The following is a 23,314-nucleotide window of genomic DNA, read 5'->3' as shown; positions in this document are numbered from 1 at the left end:
TTATTATTCTAGGCCACTAAGAAAGGAAGAAATATGTCAGTTTTAATCGGTGAAGATTGTATTGCTTGTGATGCATGTAGAGAAGAATGCCCCAATGAGGCAATTGAGGAAGGGGATCCTATTTATTGTGTAGATCCAGATTTATGCACAGAGTGTATTGGACACTATGATGAGCCTGCTTGCATCAGTGTTTGCCCTGTTGATGCAATTGGTCCAGATCCAGATAATGCAGAGAGTATGGAGGAACTTAAGCTTAAATTTGAGCAAATCCAAAGAGGCGAATAAGAGCTTCTATGCCAAAAACTGTAAGCGTCATTGATATTGGCTCAAATTCCGCAAGAATGGCGATCTTTGCAAGAACAAGTCGCTTTGGTTTTTATCTCCTTGAAGAAAAAAAGTCTCGTGTCAGAATCTCTGAGGGAAGCTATGAGAATCAAGGCTATCTGCAAGAAGAACCAATCAGACGCACACTCAATGCACTCAATGGATTTGTCCAGATCGCTAAAGCAAGAGGCTGTCATAAAATCCTTTGTGTTGCTACAAGTGCCCTGCGCGATGCTCCCAACAAAAAAGATTTTCTCAAAAGAGCAAAAGAAGAATGTGGATTGCAAATTAGGATCATTAATGGAGAACAAGAAGCCTACTATGGAGCATTAGCTTGTGCAAATTTATTGCATCAAACAGAAGGGGTCAGCATTGATGTGGGGGGAGGATCAAGTGAATATGCGATTTTAAAAAATGGAAAAATCCAAGATTTGTTTTCTCTTGATATTGGAGCCATTAGATTAAAAGAGCTGTTTTTTGATAAGGGAGATAATCTTGAGGGTGCTCAAAAATTCATTGCCCAAGCTCTTTCTTCCCTCCCTTCTCAGCTCAAAAGTGATTGTGTATTTGGGATTGGTGGAAGCATTAGGGCTATTACAAAAATCATTCTCAAAGATTCCAAGACGCAATTTTTTCACGGAATGGAAATTCAGGCTCAAGCCTATATTGCGTTTTGTCAAAAAATCATTTCTTCATCATCAGATATGCTTAGAAAATTAGGATTTGGGGAAGATAGAATCGATAGCATCCGAAGCGGAGCCCTTATCTTTGCTACTTTTTTAGAGCATTTAAATGCCAAAACAGTCATTACAAGCGGTGTTGGCGTGCGTGAAGGAGTTTTTTTAGAGAATCTTTTAAGAGGTCATCACAATCGATTTCCCTCAAACTTCAACCCATCCTTGCGATGCCTTCTTGATCGCTTTGATTCTAAAAAATCAAAAAGCAAATTGATCAAAAAAGAAGCCTTAAGAATTTTTGATACCTTCTCACCCATTCATCAAAACGACTTCTTTCTCAAAAAAATTCTCGCAATCGCCTCTTCTCTTGCGTGCATTGGAGAATCTATTGGATCTCATATGCAGTGTTTTCATAGTGGTTATTTGGCCTTTTATGGACTTGAATATGGCTACTCTTTTGAAGAAAGAAATCTCATCAGAATCATTCTTGAGCATTCAAGCAAAAAGCTTCCTAAGGAAAACAAAAGCGACCTTATCCCACTCTCAAATCTAAGGCTCCTTATCTCCATCCTTACACTCTCCAAATTTCTCACAATTACCCCATCAATCCTTACCTATCAATTGCTTGATGAGGAAACTTTGTTCATTGGAGGCGCATCTTATTTGGCACAAGAACAAATCCTTAAAAGTGCAAAAATTCTTGATTTCAAGGTTCGCTTTCAAGAGGCAAAAATGGACAAATATCATCACAGGGTGTATATCTAGTGAAAATTGGGATTATTAAGCTTTCAAGCCTAGGAGATATTGTCGTTGCAATGAGTTTTTTGCCAATGCTTAAGGCACAAGGGCACGAGATTGATTGGTTTATTGATTCTTGTTTTGAAGAAATTGCCCATCACTCTCCTTGTATTGACAACCTTATCTCCCTTCCACTCAAACAAGCCATCAAATCCAAAAACTACTCTACAATCCCTCAGATCTACAAACAGCTCAAACAATGTCCCCAATATGATCTACTCATTGATATGCAAGGACTCATCAAATCAGCAATTATAGGAAAGTGGATTCCCAAAAAAGTCTTTAGAGGATTTGGCTTCTCATCATGCAAAGAATCTCTCTCGGCTCTTTTTTACTCCCAACGCGTGCACATTTCCTATCAGGCCAATATCCTAAAGCGTAACGCAAAGCTTCTCTCCCTCCCCATTCCTTCTTGCACAAAAGATGCCTTTGGATATTCTCCTCAAGCCCAAAAAACAATCAGCAACCTCCTCAACTCTCCCTCCAAAAAAGTTCTTCTACTTCTTGAGGCCTCAAGGCCCACAAAAATGTATCCACTTTTGCATTTTAAAACTCTTTGCGAAAGCCTTAAAAATGAGAATATCACCTTTCTTGTCCCTCACCATATGTATCCCAAAGAGGCCCAAGAGTTTTGTGCAGATACTCAAGCTACCTTGCTTCCCAAACTCAACCTTGATGAGATCAAAGCTCTTGTTTCAAGCGTTGATGCTGTAATTGGAGGAGATACAGGAATCACGCATCTTGCTTGGGCGATGAATAAGCCCTCAATCACTTTATATGGAAATACTCCACTAGAGCGTTTCTGCCTTCATGGAGAAAAAAACATTTCCCTTAGCGGTAATCCACATGCAAACTATGATAAAAATGATTTTTCTATTGGCAATATTTCTCCCCTTGAAATCAAAAAACATTTATTGGAGATTCTGTGAAGAATTTATTTGGATCTTTTGTTGTGATTTGCATCAGAATCATTGCTCAAATCTTGGCTCTACTTCCGCATAAAATGTTTATTGCCTGTGTTGATTTTTTGGCATTTATCTTTCGCCTCTTGGATCGCAGAAGATACAAAGATGCGATGAGCAATCTTCATTTTGTCTTTGGAGAAAGCAAAACCCCTCAAGAAAAACACGCAATCATTTATCGTGCTTATCGCAATTTTGCCTTTGTCCTTCTTCAAGCACTAAGAACGATTTATCTCCAAAAAGAAAAACATTTTGAAGAGTTTGATTTTGAAAACCTTCACTATCTAACAGACTGCGTCAAAGAAGGGAAAAGTGCAGTGATGATTTCAGCTCATTTTGGGTATTGGGAAGCCATTGGAAGTGCATTACCAAGATTTGCCCAAGGATATGGTCGCTATTCTCTTGGTCGCCTTACACAATTTGATGCCATCAATCAACTCATCATCCAAAGCAGAGAAGCTTATGGCGTAACACTTATCAACAAACAAGGCGCGCTCAAAAGTCTTTTAAAACTTTATGCCAAGCCCAAACAAATTGCAGGAATCATTATTGATCAAAATGTATCTGAAAACGAAGGAGTGTGGGTCAAGTTTTTTGGAAAAGATGTGACGCACACTCCTGTCGCCTCAATCCTTTCTCGCCGTTTTGGCATTCAAATTTTGCCCGTCTTTATTGATTTAAATGAGGATTATACGCGATTTAAAGTCACCTTTTGTGAGCCATTTTTCTGCCCCAACACACACAATATGCAAGAAGATATCATTTGGGCCACTCAAAAGCAAGCTGATCTTACGCAACAAATCATCCAATCCAATCCTTCAAGTTATTTTTGGTTTCACAAACGCTTTAAAAGCAAATATTCAGAGATCTACAAACATTAGCAAAGTTCCTAACGCGTCAAATCAAGCTTAGCATCATAATCTTTGGTCTCAATCCCCCACAACCTCAACAAAGTGTGAAAAACATAATCTTGACTAAGTTCTCTTTTTTCTTTTGTTTTTAAGGCTTGATATCCCCAATCAAACCCATTTCCAAACCAAACAATAGATGGAATCAAAGTTTGCGTTTTGGGAGCCAAGAAATAAGGGAGTCCACCATGCATATACATTCCATTCTCTCCCAAGCTCTCTCCATGATCACTTACATACCAAAGCATCACATCAAAACGATTTTCAATCTCTTGAAGTCTTTGAATCACCTCATTGAGGAAAAAGTCTGTATAAAGAATTGAATTATCATAAGTATTTTTTAAACTTTCTGGAGAACATTCTTGAATTTGAGCTGTATCGCAAGTTGGTTTAAAATATTTAAATTCTTTGGGATAGCGTTTATAATAGCTCTGCCCATGGCTCCCCATTTGGTGCAATACAACAAAAGTATTCCCATTTGCTTTTTGAATAATTTGATCCAAATCTTTTAGCATCACGCCATCAAGACTTCCATCATTATAAAACTTCACTTGATCCTTTGGAAGTCTGATGCAAATATTGCCAATACACCCTCCTCCATTATTACCCAGATAATAAGTTTTGATTCCCACCCTTTGTGTGATATCCAAAAGGTTATCTCTAAAGTCTGATAAATATCTCTTAGTGTAAGTTTTACGTGTATAGTCCGTCATCATACAAGGCACAGAAATAGCAGTAATCACACCACAAGAAGAAAAATTCTGAAAGCTTATTAAGTGATCATATTGAGATAAAAGAGGATTAGTTTGTTTTACATATCCATTTAAAGAAAAATTCATCCCCCTTGCGCTCTCCCCAATCACAAAAACAATCATTTTTGGCTTCGTGCTTGAAATGAGCTTTGCATCTAATGCAACTTGGGTATAAACAAGATTTTTCTTCCCTTGATCGCCTAGATATTGGATAAAAGAACGAATGGGAGAAATGGGATTTACAACATAATACAAAGGGCGATTTTGCTTAAACAAAAAAGTAATATCTTTGCCAATCACGCCAAACCAAAGCCCCACAATGATTGAGCTATACACAGCAATTAAGCCAAACTTTTCAATCACCCCTCTCATTACTTTCACTTTTGGGGTCTTTGATGCCCAAACTGCACTGCAAGGAATAACAAACAACACTAAAATATGCATCAAAAACGACAAATTAAGCGTCTCTTTAGTCTCTCTTGGATTAGCCGTAAGAATACTATAAATCAAATCAGGCGTCATTCCCGAATGTAGTGCATTGATACTATAGGATGCCCCAGAAGAAATCAATAGCACAAGCGTCAGAATGATTTTGTAGCTCCAACGGATACATAAAAGCTCAAGCATTAGAGCAAACAAAGCACATAAAAATACACCCACCAAAATTAAAGTCCCTATGCCAAAATTTGGAGCAATCAAACTCAAAAAATACGTATTTCCCCAAACAGCCAAAAGCAAAGAAACGCCAATAATTACCCAATGATAAGAGACCTTCAAGATTCAACCTTAAAAAAATTTGGATGTCTTATTATATCAAGCTCCCTCAATCCAACTCAAAGAGACATCTTTCTATACGCCCATCTTCTCAACACGCTCTTGTCTCCACTACTTCTTTATTTTCATAAAAACAAATATTTCAGCGGAGGAAAGTAAATGGCCCCTAATCACTTCTTGCAAAACCAAGCTTATTGCATTATTTTTTAAGATTTCTTATTTTAAATTCAAAATATATTTCTTACCTGATTCCAAAAAACATTACTCAGCTTTTAGAAACATTTCAAAATACACATTACAATCTCACCACCCCAAATAACGCTTTTTAATGTATCCAAATCAATCCTAATAGACTTCGCCTCTATCGTTGTGTCCACATGAAGCACATCTTGCAAAATCTCTTTGTATCAAAACACAACCTCATTAAAATCTTCAAACTAGAAAATATTGATCTACAAAACAAAAAATCTATATCAAATCTCCCCCCATCCTTAAGAGCATCGCTGATACTACTCCCCCCTGCCTCTCAATGCTTTATACAATGTCTTATACACAAAGCCTTTTAAGATAAGCAATGCTTCTTTTGCAACCTTCTTTTTGAGCGAACAAAAGCTTATCCAAAGACTCTTGAGAGACTTCTTGAGGATAATAATATTGTAATGCTCGCAAGTCTTTAAACAATGCCTCTCTTACCTTAAACGCACCTTCCCCCACTTTCCACACTCCGCCTGTTCCCTTTGGTCGCTTAAAGGTTGCACAATAAGGGAAGCATTGCTCCACATTAAGATGACTTAAACCATAAGATTTTAAGATCTCAATACATCTTTGAATCTCCAAATTTCCCTCTCCAAGGGGAACTCCACAAATATAATGCACCCCTTCTTCGACTAAGACAATATGATCTTTGACATGTGTACTAAAGGTATATGGAGCCATATTTTGACATGCCAAAATGGGATCCTCATAAGCCATCATAGAATTTCCAAAGTCATATAAAAATCCAATATTGGGATGATGGATCAAAAAAAGTAAATCTAACAAATCCCGACTTGTTTGATACTCGTGATTCTCAATTGCCAGTTTAAGATCATACTTTTCCAATAAAGGGATAAGTTTTCTAATCTCACTCACAGATTCTAAAAACTCTTTTTTGTCAAATTTTGCATCAATTTTTGAATCATCATATGCACCATCACTTGCATAAATAGCGTTCTTTGTGCGATCAGTCAATGGAACATAAGAGCGAATCACTTTTGCATTTAAAATCTTAGATACACGTGCGATTTTTTCAAACTTATCATAATCAAACCCCTTGGCATCAATCTCACAATACATTCCATATCGTTCAAGTTTTTGAGCAATTTGCTCAAGATGAGATTGAGAATCATTGCCCAAACATCCCCACTCTTCATCAAGCCCATAATCTTTGATAATATTAATCATCACTCCATCACACCCCTCTTCTTTTGCAAAATCAATAAAATCAAAAATATCCATCTTCTGATTTTGAAACCAAAGATGCAAACTTTCCGTCTCAAGTCCTATTTTCATACGGCCATCTCCTTTTTTCTTTGAATTATTTTAAGCAAATAAGTTGTCACAATCACCCCAGCAAGAGCAAATCCCCCCATAATTGAAAAAACAATCTGATACCCTCTAATTCCAGGAAAAGAATCAATAAGGTATCCATATAAGGCAAAACAAAAAAGTTGAGGAGAATATCCAAAAATACAAGCAATACTCATTGCAGCTCCACTGATTTCTCTAGGGATTTGAATCTCATCAACTGGAGCAAAAAATGTGGCTCTCATTGTAAAAACCAAAGCCGCAAACCCCAATGTCAAACTCATTCCAAAATAAATATTAAGCGTTTGGTGAGGCATAAAAACAAAAATCAAGATAGAAGCACTTGCCAAAATCAAAGCAAATCTAAGATATCTCGTCGATGAATGGAAACTTTGATCTGCCAAATACCCCCCAATTGGACCACCTACAAATTTCAAAGTATATTGATTGATGATTCCATATGCTCCTACAAGTGCAACAGGCATCCCATAAATTTCTTTTAGAAATGGAATAAAATATGTCAATCCACAATACACAGAATAAATCGTAAAAATTGCCAATGAAACAACCCATATTTCTGGGGTTTTAACCGCTTGCTTAACTCCATTCCATGCAACCTGATTTCTGCTTATCATATGCCCTTCCTCATCTGTAGTCCTTATCTCATCATCTTCAAGCATAAAATACGCCAAAACTCCAGCCACAATCACACAAAGACTATAAAACAAAATTGCACTCTTTAATCCATTCTCTCCCTTCCCCATAAAAACAAATAATCCTAGCGCACTAAAAGCCACGATCGTATCAACAACACCTCGCCCAGCTTCCAAGAAACCAAAAAGTCTGCCTTGCTGTGTAGAATCTCCGAGCAATCTCACTGCCTTAAGCAATACAGGCCAATACACAACTTCTCCAAAAAGAGAAAGCAATCCCCATGCAACCAAAATTCCATAATATGAAGGAAAGGTAGAAATATAAATCCCTACAATTCCAACACAAACCAATGATAATGGAATAAGAATCCTTTTAGAAAATCGATCAGCAATATAAATAGAAGCAAAATTTCCAATTGTTTGCACAATCCCATATACAGATAAGGCAACTCCAATTTGAGTATTTGTCAATCCCATAAAAGTCTGCATTGGAATATAAAAAGCATCCTTTAATGAGGAAAGCTTAAAAACCGTTCCCGCACCAATAATCAAAACAATAAAAGTAAGCCATCGAATAGATGATTGTGTTTTCATAGGTTTCCTTTCTTTAAGAGTTCTCATCAGTATGATAAAAAACCAATGATTCACATCATCCGCTCCACACAAATAAAACAAAAATATTCCGATGGTTACTATTGGTATCTAAATATCAGTCCAAAAAGAAGCTTTGAGAATTTTTATCTAGACATTTTTAAAAGATTCTGTCTTTTGTAAGATCAAAATCCACCAAACACAAAAGCACCTTGTTTGCTAAAATCCTATTCATCTAAATCCCATTTCAAGGAATGCTTAAATGAATATTGATGTAAGAACAAAATTCTTAGAGTTTTTTGCCTCAAAGGGGCATCAAGTTTATGAGAGTATGCCTCTTGTTCCCCAAGATCCAACTCTTCTCTTTACCAATGCAGGAATGGTGCAATTTAAAGATATTTTTACAGGCAAGGTTGCACGTCCAGAGTTTCCTCGTGCTACAAGTTCCCAACTTTGCATTCGAGCAGGAGGCAAACACAATGATTTGGAAAATGTCGGCTATACCGCACGCCACCATACGCTTTTTGAAATGCTGGGCAACTTTAGCTTTGGAGATTACTTCAAAGAGCAAGCCATCGCCTATGCTTGGGAATTTGTAACAGAGGTCTTAGGATTTGATAAAAGCGTGCTCTATGTCACAATCCATGAGAGTGATGATGAAGCTTTTGAGATTTGGAGTAAGCATATTCAGCAAGATAGAATCAAAAGAATGGGAGATAAGGATAATTTCTGGCAAATGGGAGATACTGGACCTTGCGGACCCTGTAGCGAAATCTTTGTTGATCAAGGAGCAGAACATTTTCAGGGAGAAGAAGACTATTTTGGAGGAGATGGAGATCGATTTTTGGAAATTTGGAATCTAGTGTTTATGCAATATGAACGCCACAGTGATGGCTCCCTCACCCCACTTCCCAAACCAAGCATTGATACAGGAATGGGGCTTGAGCGCGTAGTCGCACTTCTAGAAGGGAAACGAAGCAATTTTGATAGCTCCATCTTTATGCCCCTTATCCAAAAGGTTGCTTCTATCTGTAACAAACCCTACATCTATGAAAAAGGAGAAAGCTATCGCGTCATAGCTGACCATGCAAGATCTGTGGCCTTTTTACTTGCTCAAGGAGTGCATTTTGACAAAGAAGGTCGAGGATATGTTTTAAGAAGAATCCTGCGAAGAGCTGTGCGTCACGGATATCTTTTGGGAATCAAAAAGCCATTTTTGTTTGAAATTGCAAAAGAGGTCTGCATCCAAATGGGACAAGTCTATCCTTATCTCATTGAAAAACAAGACTACATTCTCCAACAGTGCAAAAATGAAGAAAAAAGATTTTTTGAAACACTTGAACTTGGGATGAGTCTTTTTAAAAAAGAATTGCAGAATTGTCAAGAAATCTTTAGTGGCGAAGTAGCCTTTAAACTTTATGATACTTATGGTTTTCCACTTGATTTAACACTTGATATGCTCAAAGAACACCAGCTCTCCTTAAATTTGGAAGAGTTTGAGCAGTGCATGCAACATCAAAAAACTCTTGCCAAAGCCTCTTGGAAAGGAAGTGGTGATGAGATCCAAAAAGGAGACTTTGGGAGCATTGCTTCTCTACCTCAAATCTCCCTCTCCAAACAAAACATCACAACCCATACAAGCAAACTGATCGCTCTCTTTGATGAGAATGGAAAAGCAGTACAAACGCTTTGTGGACAAACAGGATGGGCAATGCTTGAAGAGAATCCTTTCTATGCTCAAGGAGGAGGAGCTATCGGGGATAGAGGATGGCTTTTAAAAAATGAAACAGTCATAGCAGAGGTCCTAGATACGCGTACCTTTTTTCAAAAAGAACTCTGCAAAGTCAATGCTTCCTCTTCCCTTTCTCTTTATGATTCGCTCTTAGCTCAAGTCGATGATGCATTTCAGCTTGAAGTCCGCAAGCACCACTCTGCAACCCACCTTCTACATTTTGTTTTAAGAGAAGTGCTTGGCTCAAATGTTGCTCAAGCAGGAAGCTTGGTTGAATCTAATCGCCTAAGATTTGATTTTAGTTTTCCACGAGCCCTAAATCATGATGAAATTACGCAAATCCAAAACAAAGTCAATGCCATAATCTTATCTTGTCAAGAATCCAAGATCAAAGAAATGCCTATCCAACAAGCTAAAGAACAGGGAGCAATGGCACTTTTTGGAGAAAAATATGGAAATATCGTACGTGTTGTAAGTTTTGATAATGCAGGCTGTGAACTATGTGGAGGACTGCATGTTGCCAACACAGGAATGATTGGAAATTTTTACATTCTCAAAGAAAGCGGTGTGAGCAGTGGAGTAAGACGCATTGAAGCAGTTTGTGGAAAAGCCGGACTTTTCTTCTCTCAAGACCTACAAGAAACGCTCAAAGAACTCAAAGCCCTGCTTAAAACTCAAGATCTTTTCTTGGCTATTTCAAAACTCCAAGAAGAAAATAAACGACTCAAAAAAGAATCAAAAGGTAAAATACAAAATGACTTTTCTGTCGAACAAATTGGGGAAGTTTCTCTGATTGTTTCGCAATCTCAAGGAGAAGGGAAAGAGATTGTTGATCATCTAAAAAATCAATACTCTCAAGTCGCCATTCTTTTGATTATCCAAAATGGGGATAAAATCTCACTTGTTTCGGGCGTTAAAAATGCCCCAATCAAAGCTGGAGAATGGATCAAAGAGATTGCGCAAATCTTAGGAGGAAATGGAGGGGGAAGAGATGATTTTGCAACAGCTGGAGGAAAAGATGCAAGCAAAATCACTCAAGCCCTACAAAGAGCCAAAGAATATGCATTAAATATTCTAGAAAGGAAATAATGAGCGTCGGAATCTTGGGAGTGATGTTGTATGTCTCTCTTTTTTTGGGTTTTATAGGCCTCATTGCCTTTATTTGGGCTATCAAAAATCATCAATTTGATGATGCGCAAAAAATGATGCAAGGCGCTCTTCTTGATGATGAAGAAGAATTAAACTTTGCTAGAGAAAAAGAAGAAAAAAGGAGAAAAAATGATTGATTTAGCCATTATCGGAGCAGGAACGACAGGAATTTCTACGGCAATAGAAGCAAAAAATCTAGGGATTCAAAAGATTGTCTTATTTGAAAAGGGAGATTCCCATTCAATGACAATTCGCAAATTTTACAAAGATGGAAAACGCGTAGATAAAGACTACAAAGGACAAGAAGTCACACTAGAGGGAAGCATTGATTTTCAAGATGGAAATAAAGAAAGCACGCTTGAACTCTTTGAATCTCTTATTACCTCACATCAGCTCGATCTTAGACTACATACAGATATTGAAAAAGTTGAAAAAAAGGATAATGGATTTGAAATTACCTCTAGTGGTGGCGAAACATTTATGGCACGCTTTGCAGTCATTGCAATTGGAAAAATGGGACAACCCAACAAACCAAGCTATCCCATCCCTCTTCCTATTCGCTCTTTGGTTAATTTCAATGCAAATAGTGTCAAAAGTGATGAAAAACTCCTTATTGTAGGTGGGGGAAATTCAGCCGTTGAATATGCTTATGATCTATGCAAGACCAACCCAACAACCCTTAATTACAGACGAACAGAATTTGCCAGAATCAATGATACTAACGCCGAAGAACTCCAAAAGGTTATAGCAAGTGGAGAGCTTCAAACAAAACTTGGGGTTGATATTGTAGGCCTCAGCAACGAAGATGGCAAAGTGGGCGTTGAGTTTACAGATGGAGAAAAAATCATCTATGATCGCGTTATTTACGCTATAGGGGGAGCTACACCTCTTGACTTTCTCCAAAAATGCAAACTTGAACTTGATGATTCTCAAACTCCCAAAAGCTCTGAAATTTATGAAACATCTATTACGGGGCTTTTTATTGCTGGAGATATTGCCCTATCTAGCGGAGGATCAATTGCGATTGGACTCAATCATGGATATAAAATTGCCCAAGAAATTGCCAAAAGATTGAAACTTTAGAGCAAAAACTGGGTTTAAATCTATATAATCACAAGTTTAATATTTCTTAAAAGGTTAGAAAATGGCAAGAAAATGTTTTTTTACAGGCAAGGGGCCAATGGTTGGAAACAATGTCAGTCACGCCAACAATAAAACCAAGAAAAGATCGCTTCCAAACCTCAGAAGCGTTCGTGTTGCCTTGGCAGATGGGACAACAATGAAAATCAAGGTTGCAGCTTCAACTTTGAGAACAATGAAAAAACGCTCCTAAAATCGGGGGCGTGAGCCTTTGTTTAGGAATATCAAAAAACTTCTTCATTGGCGAGAATCTAAATATCAAGCGACACAGAATTTAGATTCTGAATTATATGGCCAACTCAAATACTTTAGACTCCCTCTTCTATTAATTCAAATTTTTCTTCTAATTGGAACTTTGGGCTATATTTGGCTTGAAGATTATTCCCTTATGGATGCATTTTTCCAAACGGCATATACCTTTACAAATACAGGTTTTGGCGCACTCAAAGAAAAAGATTTTGGCCCTATGGCAATTCTTTTTACTGCATTTATTATGTTTGCAGGAGCAGGAGTTATCGCTTTTAGTATCGCAACAGTTATTAGTATTTTAAATAATGGAATCCTAATCCAACTCATCAAGGAGCGAAAAATGGTGCAAAAGATTGTTCGACTCAAAAGACACTATGTTGTTTGCTATCACAATGAATACACTATTGAGCTTTCTAAAAAATTCCGCGAAGCTCAAATCCCTTTTATTGTTGTTGATAACAGTCCAAATTTTGAAGAAGAAGCCAAAAAACATAAATATCCCTATTACATTATGGGTGATCCACATACAGATAGTGCTATCTCAAAATCAAATTTGGCCAGTGCAAAAGGTATCGTAGCTTTCTCAAAAACCCCTGCTGATAATATCGCTCTCATCGCTTCAGCAAGGCTTTTTGAAAAAGAAATTGGACGACGCCCATACTACATTATCGCAAGTGCATATACCCAAGAAGATATTGAGAGATTAAAAAAACTTGGCGCTAATTCTGTCGTTTCCCCAACAGACCTAATGGCTCAACGGGTAAGTGCCATGGCTGTGCGTCCAGATATGGAAAACCTCTTAGAACAATTTGCCTACAAAAAAGACACTCTGCTTGATTTAGAAGAAGTTGTTGTTCCAAAATACAGTTGGGTTGTCCTCAAAAAACTTAAAGATGCCAACTTTAGAACACTGACCAATGTCTCTATTGTAGGCATTACACAAAAAGATGGGAAATATATCACAATGCCCACAGGAGAAACAATCATTCCAAGTGAATCTAAGCTCCTCATGATTGGCACAAGCGAAGGAATTAGAGAAACAAAACAATTAATTATGTCAAGAAATAAACCTGTAAAATTTAAACAATCTCTAGCCAAGGATACACTCCCATGAAAACTTATGAAATCTATCCAATCCATGGCGGCATATGTGCTCCTTTAGGGTTTTTTGCTGATGGAATCAGTGCTGGATTTAAGCCAAATCACGCTCTAGATATAGCATTTATCTATATGGACCCGCCAATCACTCCATACGCAGTCTTTACAACAAATCGTTTTCAAGCTGCACCCATTCAGTATTACAAACAAAATCTCAAAGAGAAAAAAAGCAATTTTGTTTTAATCAATACAAAAAATGCCAATGCACTCACAGGTAAAGAGGGGATAGAAGACATCGCACAAGTCATGCAAGAACTTCAAAAACATTTTCCCCAAATCCAAAACCCAATTCCCTCAAGCACAGGCGTCATTGGCGTGCGTCTTGACACACAAAAACTTATCAATTCCTTCAATCTCTTTGATCTTTCTCAAAATACTCCAGAATCTGCTCATCGGGCAAGCCAAGCGATACGCACAACAGACTCGTTTGCCAAAGAAATTGCACTTAAAGTTGTCTTAGAAGATGGAAGCTCTTTTTGCATTGGAGCAATGGCAAAAGGAGCTGGAATGATAGAACCCTCTATGGCAACAATGCTCTGCTTTATTACTACAGATGCCCATATTACACAAGAAGAACTCAAAGAAGTAGTTGATCAAAACCTTCAAGCTACTTTCAATGCAATCAGTGTCGATGGCGATACAAGCACCAATGATTCTGTTTTTGTCTTTGCTAATGGGTTAAGTGGAGCCTATGAAAAAAACGCTTTCAATCAAGCCCTTGCAATGATTATGAAAAAACTTGCCCTTGATATTGTTCGGGATGGAGAGGGAGCAAGCAAACTTGTATCATTCCAAATCAAAGGAGCCAAAACAAAGGAAGAAGCGATGCGCGCAGGCAAAGCACTTGCAAACTCCCTGCTTGTCAAAACCGCTCTTTTTGGTTGCGACCCCAATTGGGGGAGAATAGCATCCACTATTGGATCATGTGGAGTAGAGGCTTATGAAAATCGATTAAAAATCCTTATAGGCTCCATCTGTGTTTTTGACTGTGGAAAAATTCTCTTTACAGAAGAAATAGAACAAAAAGCTGCAAAAATCATGCAACAAGAAAGCTTTTCAATCACATGTGATTTGGGAATCGCGGAAGGAGAATTTACGACTTATGCCTGCGATTTGGGCCATACATATGTCAAAATCAATTCAGATTATCGAAGTTAAAGGAGAAAAATATGAAAAAAATCACTCTATTTTTAAGCTTAAGTTATGGGCTTTTTGCACTTAGTTTTGGAGGGATGGGAAACACTTCTGCTGGTCTTGGAAACAGCGGAGTTGCCTTGCGTAAATCAGCTTGGGGAATCTACTACAACCCCGCACTTTTGGCAAGCGATAATCGCGGAAAATTTGGCTATAGCTTTGGAATAGAGGCAAAAGAAAAAGGACTAGAAGATATCGTTTCTATTTTTCTTAATCAAGGAACAAACAATATACAAGAAATTTATGATCGTTTTCAATCTCGCCCTACACATTCACTTAGCCTAAGCTCACAAAATGGTATTGTGATACAAATCACTGGAGGGGAACACAAAGTCCCCAAGCTCAATCAAGAAGGCATCCCAACAGGAGAGATGATAGAAAAACGCAATCCCTATGGAGCTTTTACCATGGCAAGCTTTCTGTCTGTTTATGGATCTGGAGATATCACTGCAACTCTTCAAGACAAAACAATCCAAGCACAAGGACTCCTTTCAAGTGTCGCTCTAATTGAAGTTCCCATTGGCTGGGGGTGGAGATTTGAAACAAATGGTGGAGATGTAAGCATTGGTGCAAGCATTAAGTATATGGGAGCAATGGGAATCCACTCTTCCATCTCAGCTTCAATCACAGAAACAAACTATGCCCTCTCAACCACAGCTCCTCAAAATCTTCACTTATCTCATTGGTTTGGAATTGATTTGGGAATCCTTTATAGTCCAATTGAAAGCGTCCATCTAGGACTTGTAGCCAAAAATATCAATGTTCCAAGCTTTGACCTCTTGGGCCAAAAATTCAAAATCCTTCCTCAAGTGCGCTTTGGAATCTCTTATGAGTTTGCCAAATATTTTGCACTTACTTTTGATGCGGACTTGACCCCCAACTCCTTTTTGTTTGAAAATTCTCCAAAAACACAAATGCTTGGAGGGGGGCTTTTGATGGATTTTAAATATATTGATTTGCGTTTTGGTCTTATGGGAGATATGGCAAACAAATTTGAAGAAGGCGTGATTATGACTGGAGGCATTAATCTTTTAGGTTTTCTTGACCTTGCTATTCAAGCAAGCTCTAAAATGTTTGAAGCTAAAAGTTACAAAATCCCACACTTCATCTCAGCAAAAATCGGAGGAAGTTTTACTTTTTAATGAAGATTTAAAAACTCGTGGCACGATAAAGAGATTTCAAATCAAGGAGAAAAAATGCTACACGAATACCGAGAAGAAATCTCTCAGCTCAAACAAACCAATGCGCATTTTGCAAAAATTTTTGATCAACACAACGATCTGGATCAAAAAATTCGCAATATGGAATCAGGCATTGAGATTGCATCTAATGCCACAATTAATGAGTTAAAAAAAGAAAAATTGCGACTCAAAGACGAAATTTATCAAATGCTTCAAAAGCATCAATAGCCAAATAAACAAAAAAAAAGGGGGGGGGGCAACAATTTTTACTTCTCTGCCCCTCAACTTCTATTTCACAAAAACTTCAATGTTATAATTTGCATATTTTTAAAAGGTATTGTGTATGAAAAATTATCATCCTCAAGAAATCGAACATCAAATTTATCAAATCACAAAAGAAAGGGGTTATTTTGAAATAGAAGGCAATGCAGAAATTGCCCAAAAAGACAAAACTTTTGCCATCATGATGCCTCCTCCTAATGTCACAGGAGTGCTTCATATTGGCCATGCTCTGACTTTTACGCTTCAAGATATTATTACGCGATACAAAAGAATGCAAGGCTATATCACGCTTTATCAGCCTGGAATGGATCATGCAGGAATTGCCACTCAAAATGTCGTAGAAAAACAACTCCTCAAAGAGGGAATCAAAAAAGAAGACCTAGGAAGAGAAAAGTTTATACAAAAAGTTTGGGAGTGGAAAGAAAAAAGCGGAGGCGCCATCCTCTCTCAAATGGAACAACTCGGAATCACTCCAGCATGGAGCAGATTACGCTTTACTCTTGATGATGGACTTAAACATTCAGTTAAAACAGCATTCAAGCAGTGGTATGACAAGGGCTATATCTATCAGGGCAATTATATGATTAATTGGTGCACGCATGATGGAGCTCTATCTGATATTGAAGTTGAGTATGAGGAAAATCAAGGAAAACTATACCACTTACGCTACCACATACAAGATTCAGATCAATTTATCATTGTGGCAACTACTCGCCCTGAAACATTTTTTGGAGATACGGCTGTTATGGTCAATCCTAACGATTCTCGCTATACGCACCTCATCGGAAAAAACGCCATTCTGCCACTTCTTAATCGCCCCATCCCCATTATTGCTGATGAGACTGTAGATATAGAGTTTGGAACAGGATGCGTAAAGGTTACTCCAGCCCACGATATCAATGATTATGAAGTGGGAAAACGACACAATCTAGATTTTATTACAATCTTTGACAAGCACGGAATCCTTAATGAATATGCTGGAGAGTTTCAAGGATTGGAGCGCCTAGAAGCTCGCGAAATCATCATACAAAAGCTTCAGGAAATGGGTTTTGTCGAAAAAATAGAGGAATACACCAATCAGGTAGGGAAATGCTATCGTTGTGGAAATATTGTTGAGCCCTATATCTCCAAACAATGGTTTGTGTCTCCAAAAATTGCTGAAGGCGCAATTAAGGCCATTAATGATGGAAAAGCTCAATTTTTCCCCCCTCAATGGAAAAATAATTACAATGCATGGATGAGAGAATTGCGTCCATGGTGTATCTCTCGCCAACTTTGGTGGGGACATCAGATTCCTGTCTTTTATTGTGAGTGTGGAGAACAGTTTGTAAGCCTAGAAGATTCTCCTCAAGCTTGCCCCAAATGTGGAGGACATCAAATCACTCAAGATTCTGATGTGCTTGATACGTGGTTTAGCTCTGGACTTTGGGCATTTAGCACATTGGGGTGGGGAAATGGAGAATGGGGGAAGGGAATTTTGTGGAAAGAAGAAGATTTAAAACGCTTCTATCCCAACTCACTCCTTATTACAGGATTTGATATTCTCTTTTTCTGGGTTGCAAGAATGCTTTTAAGTGGAGAATCTACATTGGGGCAGATTCCCTTTAAAGACATTTATTTACATGCACTTGTAAGGGATCAGTATGGACGCAAGATGAGCAAAAGCGTGGGAAATGTGATTGATCCTTTGGAAAAAATTCAAAGCCATGGAGCGGATGCATTGCGCTTTGCTTTGGCTTATCTGTGCGCACAAGGAAGAGATATTAAACTTTCTGACAAAGATTTAGACCTTGCCAAAAATTTCGCCAATAAAATTTTCAATGCAGGAAATTTTCTTCTCCTCAATCTTGAACAAGCCGGAATTCAAGAGGGCTTCAAAGAGCTTCAAGAATACAGCACCCCCCTAGGACAATATCTGCATTCTCGTCTTAACCATACGATTTCTGAATTTTCTTCTGCATTAGAATCATATCGCTTTAATGAATCTGCAAGTATTCTTTATCATTTCTTCTGGGGTGAATTTTGTGATTGGGGAATTGAGCTTGCAAAAGCCCAAAAAGAAAGCCTCTTAGAGCTTGGTAGTATCTTTTTGCAGGCCTTAAAATTGCTCCATCCTTTTATGCCATTTCTAAGCGAATATCTCTATCACACACTCCAAAAACAAACACTAGAGCACTCTACTTCAATTATGATAACTCCATTCCCTCAGCCCAAAGAGCGTCACGCACAAAGAGAAAAAGAGTTTAGCATCATCAAAGATGCAATCACTTCAATCAGACGACTAAAAATTATGCTTGATCTCAATGGAGAATTCAAAGGATCAGTTTTTGTCAAAACAAACTTTCAAGATTCTCAAATTTTTAATCTCTTTGTATGCAAGCTTGCTAAAGTTGAGCAATGTATTATTGTTGAACAAAAGCCCCAAAGCTGCATTGGGGATATTGGGGAATTTTGCGAATGTTATGTAGAACTTAGCGGGATCAATTTGAGTTCCATTATCGCTAGATGTGAAAATCAGCACAAAAAGCTTGAAATAGAAATCAACAAGCTTTCCAATTTACTTAAAAATGAAAAATTTGTGCAAAATGCTCCTCTTGAAGTTCTACAATCAAATCAAGAAGGGCTTCAAAAAGCACAAGAAAAACTTGAAGCAATCCAAAATCAACTTAAAATATTAAGGACATAAAATGAAAAAGTTTTTAATCCCCTGCATTGTTTTGGCGTTCCTTATGGGATGCAAAGAGACCTCCAATGTCGCTCAAAATCAAGTCCAGCTTGAGGAAATTATCACAAAACTTCAAAATGGAGAAAAGGTTACAAATGTACCGCAAACTTCTATTGATGATGCTCAAACGATGATAGATCGAAGCTATGCGTTTAATTATCAACTCATTAATGCTCAAACGCTCAAACAATGGCTTCAAGATAAGCAGGTTGTTCTCATTGATGCCTCTCCTAAAGGAAAATATCTTCTAGAACATCTCAAGGGCACCAAACATTTTGAATTTGATTCTGCTTTTCTTTCTCCAGATGGAAAACTCACTTGGAACCCCCAAAAAGGCTCTCAAGAAAGTTTTAGCAAAAAATTGGGTAACAATCTTTTTGCTACTCTTGTTTTTTATGACCAATCTACTTCTTCCCCATATCAAGCTACACCAGCAGATATTGCAAGCATGTGGGCCAAAAAAATGGGCTATCATAATGTTTATCGCCTCATTGGAGATCTAGCTTCTTGGAAAGCTCAAGGGCTTTTGACCACTAATGAAACACCAAAATGCTGTCAATAAAGGAGATATTATGCAAAAGATCAAAAAAGTTGTCTTAGCTTATTCTGGAGGATTGGATACAAGCGTCATTCTTAAATGGCTCGGAGATACTTATCAATGTGAGGTTGTAACTTTTACTGCAGATATTGGACAAGGAGAAGAAGTCGAGCCAGCAAGAGCCAAAGCAAAGCTTTTAGGAATTAAAGATGAAAATATCTTTATTGAGAATCTTCAAGAAGAATTTGTACGCGATTTTGTTTTTCCAATGTTTAGAGCCAACACAATTTATGAAGGGGAGTATTTGCTTGGTACAAGCATTGCGCGCCCATTGATTACCAAAAGGCTTATAGAAATCGCCAAAGAAGTTGGTGCTGATGCAATTGCTCATGGAGCAACAGGAAAGGGAAATGATCAGGTGCGCTTTGAGCTTGGAGCTTATGCCCTCAATCCTTCCATCAAAGTAATTGCACCTTGGAGAGAATGGGATCTTAATAGCCGTGAAAAGCTCTTGACGTATGCACAAAATGCAGGCATTCCTATTGATAAAAAACCCAACCAATCCCCCTATTCTATGGATGCAAATCTTTTGCATATTTCTTATGAGGGACAGATTTTGGAAGATCCTTATGCAGAACCCGAAGAAAGCATGTGGAGATGGACAACCTCTCCATTTGATGCTCCAGATACCGCTGAGGAAATCATAATTGGGTTTAAAAATGGTGATGCAATCAGCTTGAATGGAACAGTCCTAAGTCCAGCCAATCTTTTAAGTCAGCTCAATACGCTTGGAGGAAAGCATGGAATCGGACGTCTTGACATTGTAGAAAATCGCTATGTAGGAATGAAATCAAGAGGATGCTATGAAACGCCAGGAGGAAGCATTCTTCTCAAGGCTCACCGCGCAATCGAAAGTATCACTTTGGATCGAGAAGAGGCTCATCTTAAAGATGAATTGATGCCTAAATATGCCTCCCTTATTTATAATGGATATTGGTTTAGTCGTGAAAGAGAAGCATTGCAAGCTCTCATTGATAAAACACAGGAAAATGTTGAAGGGGAAGTTAGATTAAAACTTTATAAGGGAAACATTATTGTCACTGGACGAAAATCACCCAAATCACTTTTTGATGAAGCTTATTCAACTTTTGAGGAAGATTGCGTATATAATCAAGCTGATGCTCAAGGCTTTATTAAACTCAACGCCTTACGCTTCATTATTGCCGGAAAACAAAAATAATTTATCTTAAAAAAAGGGGAGGGGGACTAACAAATAGAAATTTCAAATCAAAAATTAAATCAAAATCCTCTTTTAAAAAAATAAGCAAAAGCATTTTCCTCTCCTGCTTAATATTGATAATAAAAAATTACACTCCCCTCCCCTATTTCTTTTTAGAAAACAAAACTATATCCTACATTTAAACTTGTTTTTGCAGGAAGTGTGGATCCGCCGATAAAGCCCGATTTCAACGAAGCAATAGGGAGTCTTGCCAACAAATCAATCCGATGATGTGAAGCGATCAACATGCTTATACCAACTCGTCCACCAAAATCAACCAAATGGCGACCATTCACAAGATCAGAAAATACATCCTCAAAAAGATCATCAAAGAAATAATCAATTTCCCCTTCTTCTTTTTGAATCTGAATCTTATTTAAACGATAGTGATAGCGCATATCAACCCCACCAAAAACACCAAAACTAAATTTTGAACTGCTATAAAGGTTTGTCATTAGATCAAAATAAATTCCTGTATCTATATAAGATAATTTTTGATCTACTAATCCACTTCCATCCGCTTTTTGATCAACAGAGGTATATCCTACCCCAAACCCAAATCTCGTTCCAAAATATGGCGCATAAAAGTTTTCACTTCCTAAATTAATCCCAAGGCTATAGCCCCTCGCACCCTCTTTAAAAGCATCGCGTATGACATAAGTTTTTGAAATATTAAACGCGTTATTCCCCTCATAACTTTTTTCAACACTATATCCACCCTCAATCCCAATATAAAACCTTGCTTGAGCCAATGTCGTTGATAGTAATATAGTGCTTATCAAGATCGATAATCTTTTCATGGGAACCTCCTGAAGGTCTCAAATATTAATTTAAGAAGATTTATAAACACCCCCTCCCCCCTCAAAGTTTTCTAACGATCGATTAGAAAACAAATTTATAGCTAGCGCTAAATGTTGTTCTTGCGGGAGCTAAAGCTCCTCCCAATACATAGCTAGATGAAGAATTTGTTGCATTCATTGAAGCAATTGGGAGTTTGGCCATAAACTCGATACGATGATGTTTTGCCATCATTGTTGTAACACCCACTCTTCCTGAAAAATCCATCAAATGTTCATTTAATCCATTCCATCTTCCACTAAGCACATAATGATAATCAGCACTTGCTCCACCAAATACACCAAAGCTAAAGCTTCCGTTATTGTAGAAATTGAGCAATAAATCAACGCTTAATCCAGCATCTACAGAATTAAAAGTATGAGTGCTTCCATTTTCTGTCTTAGAAACAGAAGTGTATCCAGCACCAAGTCCCCATCTTGTCCCAAAATACTTACCAAAAAAATCTTCTGTTCCAAATACTCCCCCTACACTATAGCCACTATAGCCACTATTAAGTGCATTACTAATAACTCCTGTTCCAGCATAAGTAGCACCAAATGTATTTTTTCCACTTGTCTTACTATCATAAGCCGACTGAGCACTATATCCACCCTCAATCCCAACATAAAATCTTGCTTGAGCCATTGAAGCCAAAGCACATGAAGCTAAAACAACACTTAAGATTTTTTTCTTCATTTTTTCTCCTTTTAATTTAGCCAAATGATCTTTAGCTTAAAGATACTTTACTAAATCGACATATAGCTATAAAAGTTTAGGGATTTCCTAAACCCTATTTCATTCTACTAGAAAAAATGCAACAAAATATTATCGTTCAATCTCATCTGCTCAATACCTCTATTTTAAAGCTTCCCCCAATCAATGGGCAATTTTCCAAATCTCTTTAAGGCCTCATTGGCACTGACAAAAGCTCCACTCCCCACAAATCCTCTTGCCAAGGGGCTAGGATGAGGAGCAATAACAGCACAGTGCCTTTTACAATCAATAAGAGAGAGCTTTTTTTGCGCATACTTTCCCCACAACATAAAAACAACACCATCAAGATGAGAAGAAATATAAGAAATGATCGAATCTGTGAAATATTCCCAGCCAAAATAGGCATGAGATCCGGGCTCTCCTTTCTTGACGGATAAGATCGCATTAAGAAGCATTACGCCCTGCTCACACCATCGCGATAGATCTCCATGCTTAGGAGGGGTAATGCCCAAAGATTCTTGAAGTTCTTTATAGATATTTTTGAGACTTGGAGGGGGAGGAAGCGGTTTTGGAACACTAAAACTAAGTCCCATTGCCTGAGGGATCCATCTTCCATCAACACAAATCTCACCATGATAAGGATCTTGCCCCAAAACAACAACTTTTAAATCTTTTGGAGCTACACGGTTTAGGGCCTCAAATGTCAGTCTTCCTGCAGGGAAAATCACATCCCCCCTTTTCTTTGCACCAATATAACAAGAGCGAATTGTTTCAAAATAAGGCTTAGAAAACTCCTCTTTTAGAGCCTCTTTCCACTCTTGAGAAATTTTGATGCGATCCAAATCCATTATTCAATAATCTTTGGAACGACAAAAAACCCATCTTGTGTTTTTGGGGCATGTGCAAGAACATCATGGCGTATTTGAGAATCAATCACCTTGTCCTCTCTTAGTGGAGTTTTGAGACTTGATACATGACTGACTTCATCTGTTTGAACATTTTTTAGATTCTCTACAAATCTCAAAATCTCTGAAAGTTGATTTTTCACCTCTTCTCTCTTATCTTGAGCAATCTCGACCATCCCTAATTTCTGCAGTTTATCCAACAATGCATCATCAATTTGCATTTCTA

22 protein-coding genes are annotated in these 23,314 nt (G+C 37.8%); 15 read left to right on the top strand and 7 right to left on the bottom strand.

The window, feature by feature from the left end:
• The first annotated feature begins 33 nt into the window (after window positions 1–33).
• From LW137_RS02480 to LW137_RS02465, 4 genes are read left to right on the top strand one after another with little or no spacing between them, the layout of a single operon-like run.
• Window positions 34–285: a YfhL family 4Fe-4S dicluster ferredoxin gene (locus LW137_RS02480; protein WP_233032864.1), complete on the top strand. Its 252-nt coding sequence runs from the start codon at window positions 34–36 to the stop codon at window positions 283–285.
• An 8-nt stretch (window positions 286–293) separates the two neighbouring features.
• On the top strand, window positions 294–1,766 hold the full coding sequence (locus LW137_RS02475) for a Ppx/GppA phosphatase family protein (protein WP_233032863.1): 1,473 nt from the start codon (window positions 294–296) through the stop codon (window positions 1,764–1,766).
• Window positions 1,766–2,728, top strand: a complete 963-nt coding sequence (gene waaC / locus LW137_RS02470; protein ID WP_233032862.1) for a lipopolysaccharide heptosyltransferase I — start codon at window positions 1,766–1,768, stop codon at window positions 2,726–2,728. The genes LW137_RS02475 and waaC overlap by 1 nt, the downstream gene beginning before the upstream one ends.
• Window positions 2,725–3,642, top strand: a complete 918-nt coding sequence (locus LW137_RS02465; RefSeq protein ID WP_233032861.1) for a lipid A biosynthesis lauroyl acyltransferase — start codon at window positions 2,725–2,727, stop codon at window positions 3,640–3,642. Before waaC ends, LW137_RS02465 begins: the two co-directional genes overlap by 4 nt.
• Before the next feature lie 8 nt (window positions 3,643–3,650).
• On the opposite strand, the gene LW137_RS02460 is transcribed toward LW137_RS02465, so the two are convergent.
• The 3 genes from LW137_RS02460 to LW137_RS02450 form a co-directional block, all read right to left on the bottom strand.
• Entirely contained in the window at window positions 3,651–5,198 is a 1,548-nt protein-coding gene (locus tag LW137_RS02460; protein ID WP_233032860.1) for a phosphoethanolamine transferase, read from the bottom strand.
• Between the two features lie 543 nt (window positions 5,199–5,741).
• On the bottom strand, window positions 5,742–6,746 hold the full coding sequence (locus LW137_RS02455) for a sugar phosphate isomerase/epimerase family protein (RefSeq protein ID WP_233032859.1): 1,005 nt from the start codon (window positions 6,744–6,746) through the stop codon (window positions 5,742–5,744).
• Entirely contained in the window at window positions 6,743–8,008 is a 1,266-nt protein-coding gene (locus LW137_RS02450) for an MFS transporter (protein WP_233032858.1), read from the bottom strand. The genes LW137_RS02455 and LW137_RS02450 overlap by 4 nt, the downstream gene beginning before the upstream one ends.
• 265 nt (window positions 8,009–8,273) lie before the next feature.
• On the opposite strand from LW137_RS02450, the gene alaS reads away from it, so the two are divergent.
• The 11 genes from alaS to LW137_RS02395 all read left to right on the top strand — a co-directional run bounded on the left by alaS (window position 8,274) and on the right by LW137_RS02395 (window position 20,593).
• Window positions 8,274–10,826 (top strand): alanine--tRNA ligase, encoded by a 2,553-nt coding sequence (gene alaS, locus LW137_RS02445; protein WP_233033157.1) that lies wholly within the window; start codon window positions 8,274–8,276, stop codon window positions 10,824–10,826.
• Window positions 10,826–11,023 (top strand): cbb3-type cytochrome oxidase assembly protein CcoS, encoded by a 198-nt coding sequence (gene ccoS / locus LW137_RS02440; protein WP_233032857.1) that lies wholly within the window; start codon window positions 10,826–10,828, stop codon window positions 11,021–11,023. Before alaS ends, ccoS begins: the two co-directional genes overlap by 1 nt.
• On the top strand, window positions 11,016–11,969 hold the full coding sequence (locus LW137_RS02435) for an NAD(P)-binding domain-containing protein (protein ID WP_233032856.1): 954 nt from the start codon (window positions 11,016–11,018) through the stop codon (window positions 11,967–11,969). Before ccoS ends, LW137_RS02435 begins: the two co-directional genes overlap by 8 nt.
• A gap of 61 nt (window positions 11,970–12,030) precedes the next feature.
• A complete protein-coding gene (gene rpmB / locus LW137_RS02430; RefSeq protein ID WP_233032855.1) occupies window positions 12,031–12,219 on the top strand; it encodes a 50S ribosomal protein L28 in 189 nt (62 codons plus the stop codon).
• Between the two features lie 18 nt (window positions 12,220–12,237).
• On the top strand, window positions 12,238–13,389 hold the full coding sequence (locus tag LW137_RS02425) for a potassium channel family protein (RefSeq protein WP_233032854.1): 1,152 nt from the start codon (window positions 12,238–12,240) through the stop codon (window positions 13,387–13,389).
• Window positions 13,386–14,591 carry a bifunctional glutamate N-acetyltransferase/amino-acid acetyltransferase ArgJ gene (argJ, locus tag LW137_RS02420; RefSeq protein WP_233032853.1) on the top strand — a complete coding sequence of 402 codons (1,206 nt, stop codon included), beginning with the start codon at window positions 13,386–13,388 and terminating at the stop codon, window positions 14,589–14,591. Before LW137_RS02425 ends, argJ begins: the two co-directional genes overlap by 4 nt.
• 11 nt (window positions 14,592–14,602) lie before the next feature.
• Entirely contained in the window at window positions 14,603–15,769 is a 1,167-nt protein-coding gene (traF, locus tag LW137_RS02415) for a conjugal transfer protein TraF (RefSeq protein ID WP_233032852.1), read from the top strand.
• A gap of 54 nt (window positions 15,770–15,823) precedes the next feature.
• Window positions 15,824–16,036 (top strand): HP1242/YdcH family protein, encoded by a 213-nt coding sequence (locus LW137_RS02410; RefSeq protein ID WP_233032851.1) that lies wholly within the window; start codon window positions 15,824–15,826, stop codon window positions 16,034–16,036.
• A gap of 115 nt (window positions 16,037–16,151) precedes the next feature.
• Window positions 16,152–18,776 carry a valine--tRNA ligase gene (locus tag LW137_RS02405; RefSeq protein ID WP_233032850.1) on the top strand — a complete coding sequence of 875 codons (2,625 nt, stop codon included), beginning with the start codon at window positions 16,152–16,154 and terminating at the stop codon, window positions 18,774–18,776.
• Between the two features lies 1 nt (window position 18,777).
• Window positions 18,778–19,377 carry a rhodanese-like domain-containing protein gene (locus LW137_RS02400; protein WP_233032849.1) on the top strand — a complete coding sequence of 200 codons (600 nt, stop codon included), beginning with the start codon at window positions 18,778–18,780 and terminating at the stop codon, window positions 19,375–19,377.
• A 10-nt stretch (window positions 19,378–19,387) separates the two neighbouring features.
• On the top strand, window positions 19,388–20,593 hold the full coding sequence (locus LW137_RS02395) for an argininosuccinate synthase (protein WP_233032848.1): 1,206 nt from the start codon (window positions 19,388–19,390) through the stop codon (window positions 20,591–20,593).
• Window positions 20,594–20,745: 152 nt separating this feature from the next.
• Here the strand turns inward: LW137_RS02395 and LW137_RS02390 are convergent, their stop codons facing one another.
• The 4 genes from LW137_RS02390 to gatC all read right to left on the bottom strand — a co-directional run bounded on the left by LW137_RS02390 (window position 20,746) and on the right by gatC (window position 23,309).
• Complete coding sequence (locus LW137_RS02390; RefSeq protein WP_233032847.1) at window positions 20,746–21,432, bottom strand: outer membrane beta-barrel protein; 687 nt, start codon at window positions 21,430–21,432, stop codon at window positions 20,746–20,748.
• 82 nt (window positions 21,433–21,514) lie between these two features.
• Entirely contained in the window at window positions 21,515–22,165 is a 651-nt protein-coding gene (locus LW137_RS02385; protein WP_233032846.1) for an outer membrane beta-barrel protein, read from the bottom strand.
• Window positions 22,166–22,329: 164 nt separating this feature from the next.
• Window positions 22,330–23,031, bottom strand: a complete 702-nt coding sequence (gene ung, locus LW137_RS02380; RefSeq protein WP_233032844.1) for a uracil-DNA glycosylase — start codon at window positions 23,029–23,031, stop codon at window positions 22,330–22,332.
• Window positions 23,031–23,309 carry an Asp-tRNA(Asn)/Glu-tRNA(Gln) amidotransferase subunit GatC gene (gatC, locus tag LW137_RS02375; protein ID WP_233032841.1) on the bottom strand — a complete coding sequence of 93 codons (279 nt, stop codon included), beginning with the start codon at window positions 23,307–23,309 and terminating at the stop codon, window positions 23,031–23,033. The genes ung and gatC overlap by 1 nt, the downstream gene beginning before the upstream one ends.
• Window positions 23,310–23,314 lie beyond the last annotated feature (5 nt).

The sequence above is a fragment of the Helicobacter kayseriensis genome (genome assembly GCF_021300655.1).
Lineage (GTDB): Bacteria > Campylobacterota > Campylobacteria > Campylobacterales > Helicobacteraceae > Helicobacter_G > Helicobacter_G kayseriensis.
The sequence above is the reverse complement of the archived record's forward strand: the minus strand, read 5'-3'. Positions and strand labels throughout refer to the sequence as shown.